Annotated in this window: 3 protein-coding genes; all 3 read left to right on the forward strand. The window is 28.6% G+C overall.

Annotated elements, in window-relative coordinates; genetic code table 11:
- Positions 1-147 precede the first annotated feature (147 nt).
- Complete coding sequence (locus tag Q0W04_RS04575) at positions 148-2,106, forward strand: site-specific DNA-methyltransferase (protein ID WP_298500868.1); 1,959 nt, start codon at positions 148-150, stop codon at positions 2,104-2,106.
- A gap of 5 nt (positions 2,107-2,111) precedes the next feature.
- Entirely contained in the window at positions 2,112-4,985 is a 2,874-nt protein-coding gene (locus Q0W04_RS04580; RefSeq protein WP_298500869.1) for a DEAD/DEAH box helicase family protein, read from the forward strand.
- A 340-nt stretch (positions 4,986-5,325) separates the two neighbouring features.
- On the forward strand, positions 5,326-7,297 hold a 1,972-nt coding region (locus tag Q0W04_RS04585; protein ID WP_298500871.1), incomplete at its 3' end, for an AAA family ATPase.

Genomic DNA, 7,297 nt, shown 5'->3' on the forward strand with positions numbered 1-7,297 from the left:
CATTTTTTTATTTTGTTGGTTTTAGAGAGATTTGTCTTGTTAAAGATTCTAATTAATTTATATAATTTCAGTAAAATTTTTAAATATTATTTAACATAATTTAATAACAATTAGAAATATTTTTATTTATATAGGATTAGTGGTATTATGGCAAATTCGTTAATAGAAGAATTACCTAAAATCATAAAAAGAGGTAGAAGAGAAGCAAATAAACTATTGGAAGGATTATCTGATGAAAATAGGTTAACTTTACAAACTAATGAGTTAGTACTTCCATCAAAAGATGTTAGTGGATTTTTTAAAGAGGAAGTAAAAGAAATTAATGAAAACCAATGGATTAATAAATTAATCTATGGTGATAATTTATTAACAATGCAAGCCCTTCTAGCCGGTGATGAAATAACTCCTTCAATGAGGGGGAAAATAGATTTAATTTATATTGATCCACCATATGATTCAAAAGCTGATTACAGAACTGAAATAGTACTACCTAGTCAAAATATAGAACAAAGACCTACAGTTATTGAACAATTTGCATATAAAGATACATGGAAAAATGGAACTGTAAGTTATCTTGAAATGATGGTACCAAGACTCATATTAATGAGAGAATTACTATCTGAATCTGGTTCTATATTTGTTCATATTGATTGGCATGTAGGACATTATCTTAAAATAATATTGGATGACATTTTTGGAAAAAATAATTTTAATAATGAAATTATCTGGCATTATGGTGGTCCTTCCCCTGTAAAATCAACTTTTCCAAAAAAACATGACACCATTTTATTTTATTCAAAAAATATTAAAAACGCTTATTTTGAACCACAATATAGTGAAATTAAAGAATATCTCTATGAACGAGCAAGAGAAGATGCTGATGGTAGAAAATGGGTAGACCAAAATGTTGGTAAAATCACTGAAGAGAAATTTAATGAACTTAAATCAAAGGGATATATATTTAAAACAAAAACTGGAAAATATAGAAGAAAACAATATCTTGATGAAATGAAAGGAGATATGATGGACAATGTTTGGGAAATTCCTATAATAAATTCACAAGCCCAGGAAAGATTAAATTTTCAAACTCAAAAACCTGAAGCATTAATTGAAAAAATAGTCGGTGCATCATGTCCTCCAGGGGGAGTAGTTGCTGATTTTTTCATGGGTTCTGGGACTACTGGTGCTGTAGCTGAGAAAATGGGTAGAAAATGGGTCATGGCAGATTTAGGAAAACCTGCAACAATGATTACTAGAAAAAGATTGATAGACCAAGAAGCAAAACCATTTTTATACCAATCTATTGGTGATTATCAAAAAGAACAATTTGAACAATCAGAATTCAAGACTATTCGTGATTTATCACATGTAGTTATGAGTTTATTTGGTGCTTTACCATTTAATGATAATGAATCTAGAACCAATTTGGGATACCTAAAAAAAGATAAAACATTAGTATTAGTGGATTCTCCATCTAAATTAACTGGATATACTACTTTAATTAAAGCTCAAAAGTTAAGAAACACATATCAAGGTGGTTGGGATAAAGTTGTTGTATTAGGTTGGAATTTTGTTCAAAATATTGGACAAATAATTTCTGATTTGAATGATAAGAGATTAAATGTTTTAGTTATTCCTCCTGATTTATTAGAGCAATTAAAAACTAAATCAAAAGCTAAAAAATTAATTCAAACTGGAAATTTGAGGTTTTCATCTTTACAATATTTAACTGTTAAAGAACCAGTAGTTGAAATGTATAATGATGAATTAGAAACTTTAACTGTTGAATTAGATAATTATGTTTTGTTATCTCCTGAAGCTTTACCATTAGATGATAAAAATAAGAAAAAATTATCAGAAATTATTGCTAATGACCCTTTAGCATTAATTGAATATTGGAGTATTGACCCAAATTATGATGGTCTTGTATTCAGGAGCAAATGGCAAGATTACCGTGAAAACACTTCAAATGATAATGATGAATATAGAGTAATTAATAAAGCTAAAATCAATGTTCCTAAAGTTAATGGTAAAAGAACAATTTGTGTAAAGGCTGTTGATGTATTTGGCTTTGAAAGTGCAACAACTTTTGAAATTAAGGGGTAATTTATATGTCAAAAGGTACTAGTGCATATCCATTAAAAATGGCAAAAGAACTAACGAATGAAGTTAATAAAGCTTGGGAAGACGGAAGTTTTTATGAAAGTGTATCTCCAGTCACTCAAGATTTACTTAGGTTCTGGTTTTATCCATCATTTTGTGATATAAGAGATATAAATTTTCATGAAGGTCAAAAACAAGCTATTTTAAATGTTATTTATCTTCATGAAGTTTTAGGTGTTAAAAATGTAAAAGATTTATATTTAAAGACAGATCCTGAAATATTGAAAGGGATTGATAGTGTTAAATTGGAACAAGATAAATACCAACATCCTATGTATGCTGTTAAAATGGCTACTGGAACAGGTAAAACTTGGGTTATGCATGCATTGTTAATTTGGCAATATTTAAATGCTAGTGATACTTTGATTAATGGTCCTTTTTCTAAAAATTTTTTATTAGTTGCACCCGGTTTAATTGTATACAATAGATTGTTAGATGCATTTTTAGGAAAAGAAAATGAAAATGGGATTCGTGATTTTGAAAAATCTGATTTTAAAAAATTTGAAGATTTATTTATTCCAGATGCCTATAAAGATAAGGTATTTGGATTTTTACAATCATCTGTTGCTAAAAAGGAAGAAATTTCTAGTAAAGTTACTGGCGATGGTTTGATTGCAATTACAAATTGGCATTTATTATCTGGCTCCCAAGAAGATGGAGAAGTGGATAATCCTTTAGATAATCCTCATCAAGTTTTAAAAAATGTACTTCCAATTTCACCTGGAACAACGGGGGGTAATGAATTAAGCTCATTAGATAGTAATTTCATTAAAGGTGGTGAAATTGAATATTTGTCCGAATTAGAAAATTTAGTTGTTTTTAATGATGAAGCCCACCATATTCATGAATTTAAAAGGGGTGGAGAAGTATTTGAAGTTGAATGGCAGAAAAGTTTGAATAAAATTTCTGAGACAAAAAGTGGCGAGTTTATCCAAATTGATTTTTCTGCAACTCCTTATAGTTCTTCAACTGGTAAAAATAAAATTAAACATTATTTTCCCCATATAATTGTTGATTTTGATTTAAAAACTGCAATTCACCATGGTTTAGTTAAAATGATTGCTATTGATAAACGTCAAGAAATTGCATCAATAAAAAATTTAGATTATAAAGCTGAAAGGGATGGAAATAAAGTTATTGGTCTTTCTGAAGGCCAAAGATTGATGCTTAGAGCAGGTTACACTAAATTAAAGATTTTAGAGAAAGAATTTACTAATTTTGATGAAAATAAACATCCTAAAATGTTAGTAATCTGTGAAGATACAAAAGTAGCCCCATTTGTAACTGAGTTCTTTAAAAGTGAAGGATTATCTGAAGAGGAAATTGTTGAAATTCATTCCAATAGACAAGGTGAGGTTAAAGATTGGGATTCGGTTAAACAAAGATTATTCAATATTGATGATTATGTGAATCCAAAGATTGTGGTTTCTGTTTTAATGCTTCGTGAAGGATTTGATGTAAATAATATTTGTGTTATTGTTCCATTAAGATCAACCGCTTCAGATATTTTACTTGAACAGACTATAGGTCGAGGTTTAAGGTTAATGTGGAGAAGTTGGGAATATGAAGATATTAAGGCTGAAAGTCGACATAAACTTTTAATTGAAAAATTAGAGCCTGATAATTATCTAGATTTATTAAGTATTGTGGAACATCCTAAATTTATAGAATTTTATGATAATTTAGATGAAATTCCTATTATTGTAGAAGGAGGTGATGGTCCAAAAGGAGCATTAGGTGATATGATATCTGTTGGTTTAAGAGAAAATTATGAAAAATATGATTTCTATTGGCCAATTATTATTCAAGAAAGTGAAGAAATTTTAAATAATGAAAAATTATCAATTGAGAATCTTGAGGTCTATCCAACTCCTTTATCTGATTTGCAACGAATTAAAGGTGAAGGTGGTGAAAAATTCATATCACGTGAAATAACCGTCCGAACTCAGTTTGGGGAGTATAGGGTGACAGCAGATATTTTCAATGCTGAGAGTTATAACGAATTTTTATCAAAAATTGTTGGTAATGTAAATTCTATGATTCAGAATGTAGGTAGAACATCTAAAGAATTTCCAATGATGCAGGTTAATAATGCAAAATTAATGGGGTTAATTGATAATTATATTAGACAAAAATTATTTGATGAACCTTTTAATCCAATGGAAAATGAAAACTGGCGTATACTATTAATGTCTGAAAATAGTATTATTAATCATATTGTAAAACAAATTAGTAAATTAATCTATGAAATGCAAACAAATGTGGATGTAACAGAAGCTATAGTTCATAAAATTAAATTTTCTATTATTGATGAGCTTAGAATGAGAGAAAAATATTCAATACCTATTGTAAAATCCATTTATGAACGATTATCTTATCCATCACATGGTGGTGGCTTGGAAAAAGCATTTATTGAATCACTTGATAATGATGGTAAAGTTCAATCATTTTTAAAAATTAATGAATATTATCATACTTTTGCAGCAATAACTTATATTCGTGAAGATGGTTTACTTGCAAGATATTTCCCAGATTTCATTGTTAAAATTGGTAATGATATTTATATAGTGGAAACAAAAGCAGATAAAGATATTAACTCTCCTAATGTTCAAAGAAAAAGAATTGCTACATTGGATGCTTTAGATAAAATTAATCAATTAAAAGGTGAAGATCGTATGGATGCGAAATGGAATTATGTTCTTTTAGGGCAAAATACTTTCGAATCAATGCATAATAATGGAGCATCTATTAAGGAAATTTTAGATTATGCAATTGTTAATGAGGCAAAAGCAAAAGGATATTCAACTTTAGATAATTTTTAATTGAATAATTTTTTTTATTCAATTTTAATGATAGGTGGATATATGATTAAATGTTCAAAGTGTGGAAATCAATGTTATCTTCCAAAAAATTCTATGGAAAATGTGAAACTAAACAGCCTGGGTTAAAATTTTGTTTGGAATGGAGGTATTACTCTTTAAATTTTTTTGCATAAATTGTGGTACAAAACTAATTTCTCTCGGAAATTCCGATAATCTTAATGGATTTAGATATTTTAGTTAAATTTATTCTGCAATATTATGATAATTTTGATGGTGATGCAAGAAGTTTAATTCCTCTTAAAAAGATTTATTGGCCGATAAAATAACTTAATGTGATAATATGGCAAATATGTGGATGGTAAGAGCTGGTGAAAGATCATTTTTAATTGATGAATTTCTAAAAAACAGTATAGTGGCAATTGGTTGGGATTTAGGAGATTTGTCAGATAAATCTGATGATGAAATTGCAGGATTATTTAAAAAGAAATATAAAAATCTACGTTCCCTCAATCAAGTGCTACGTTTTAAAAATGAGATTAACATTGGAGATTATGTGCTTTCCGCTAAAGGAGGTACTAGGACTTATTTTATAGGTAAAATCATTTCAGATTACAAAAGAGCATATATTATTAATCAAAAAGATTCTTCTGGTGATAACTACTTTGATATTCGTGATGTTGAATGGTTAGGTGAAGTTCAAAGGGATTCATTAAAAAAATCAACTCAGGGAACTGTTGGTGCAAACAATACTGTTTTTAATATTAATGATGATGCAAAAAATGATGTCTTAAAAGTGTGTAGGGATAATATGGACTCAATTGATAAATCTGCATGTATAATTCGTAAATATTTGGATGAAAATAATCTCGATGATTTTTCACAAAAAGATGTTGATGATATATTTATAAAGTTTAAAAAGCAATTTGGGCCGGATGTTTTAGAAAAACTTGAAGGTCCAGATATTTTAAATAAAATATTTTTGCATGATGGTGATAATAGCACTTTATGTTATAATTTAGAATATGTATCTGAATTTAATCGTGGAGGAATTGGTGGGGGTTTTGCTTCTAAATACTCTTTATATAAAAGTAAAGATACACATGAATGGAAAGCAGGCTCCTCGAAAACTCTAAAAGTTGTAAGTGAAACTGAAGCTATTAACATTGCTTCTAAAATTCGCGATGCTATAGTTAAAGGTGCAAAACATATTGAAAATACTAAATTAGAATCAATTAGTGATTATTTCGGTCTTGAAAATGATTTAAAAAATATTTTTAAGGATTGTATTGTTAAACCAACAAGTAACTGGATTCATAAATATTATGTTTTAATTTTCCCGGATAAATTTCCAGAAGTTCATGGTAATGATATGAGAAATTTTATGCTTCAAAAATTCCGTATTGAACCTGAAAAAGGTTATTATGTTAATGATGGTAAATATTATCAATTAGCTAAAAAAGCAGGAATAAAGATGTATTCTTTATTTAGTGAAGAAATTATAGGATTATTTTTTGAGGGAAATGTTTGGGATCCTATTGAAAAGGGTAAACTTATTGATTTGGATGATTGTGATTTTAAACCGCCAGTACTGATTCAAAAACGAAATTCAATTTATTTTGGAGCACCCGGAACAGGTAAATCATTTGATTTAAACATAGATAAGAATAATCTCCTAAAAAACAATGAAAATAACTACGAAAGGGTAACTTTCCACCCTGACTATTCATATGCTAATTTTGTCGGAACTTATAAACCGGTTCCTGTAGGAGATTCAATTACATACAAATATGTTCCAGGACCATTTATGAGAATTCTTAAAAAAGCTTTACAAAAACCTTTTGAACCTTTTTTACTAATAATCGAAGAAATCAATCGTGCTAATGTTGCGGCAACTTTTGGTGATGTATTTCAGCTTTTAGACAGGGACGAAAATTATGAGTCTGAGTATCCAATTGATGCATCAGAGGATGCAAAAGATTACCTTAACAAAGATAAAATTAAATTACCCTCAAATCTTTTCATATGGGCTACAATGAACTCTGCAGACCAAGGTGTTTTCCCAATGGATACAGCTTTCAAGCGTAGATGGGATTTTAAATACTTTAGTATTAATCATAATGAAGGGTTAATTGAAGATACTAATGTTAATCTTAACAATATCAATGTCAAATGGAACGACCTAAGAAAAGCAATAAACGATGAATTATTGTCATACAAAATCAATGAGGATAAATGTATTGGACCGTTCTTTGCATTTACTGAATTCATGAACAAAGAAATACCAACTGAAACTTTCAAAGATATATTCAAAA

This window comes from uncultured Methanobrevibacter sp., from assembly GCF_947170395.1.
GTDB lineage: Archaea > Methanobacteriota > Methanobacteria > Methanobacteriales > Methanobacteriaceae > Methanocatella.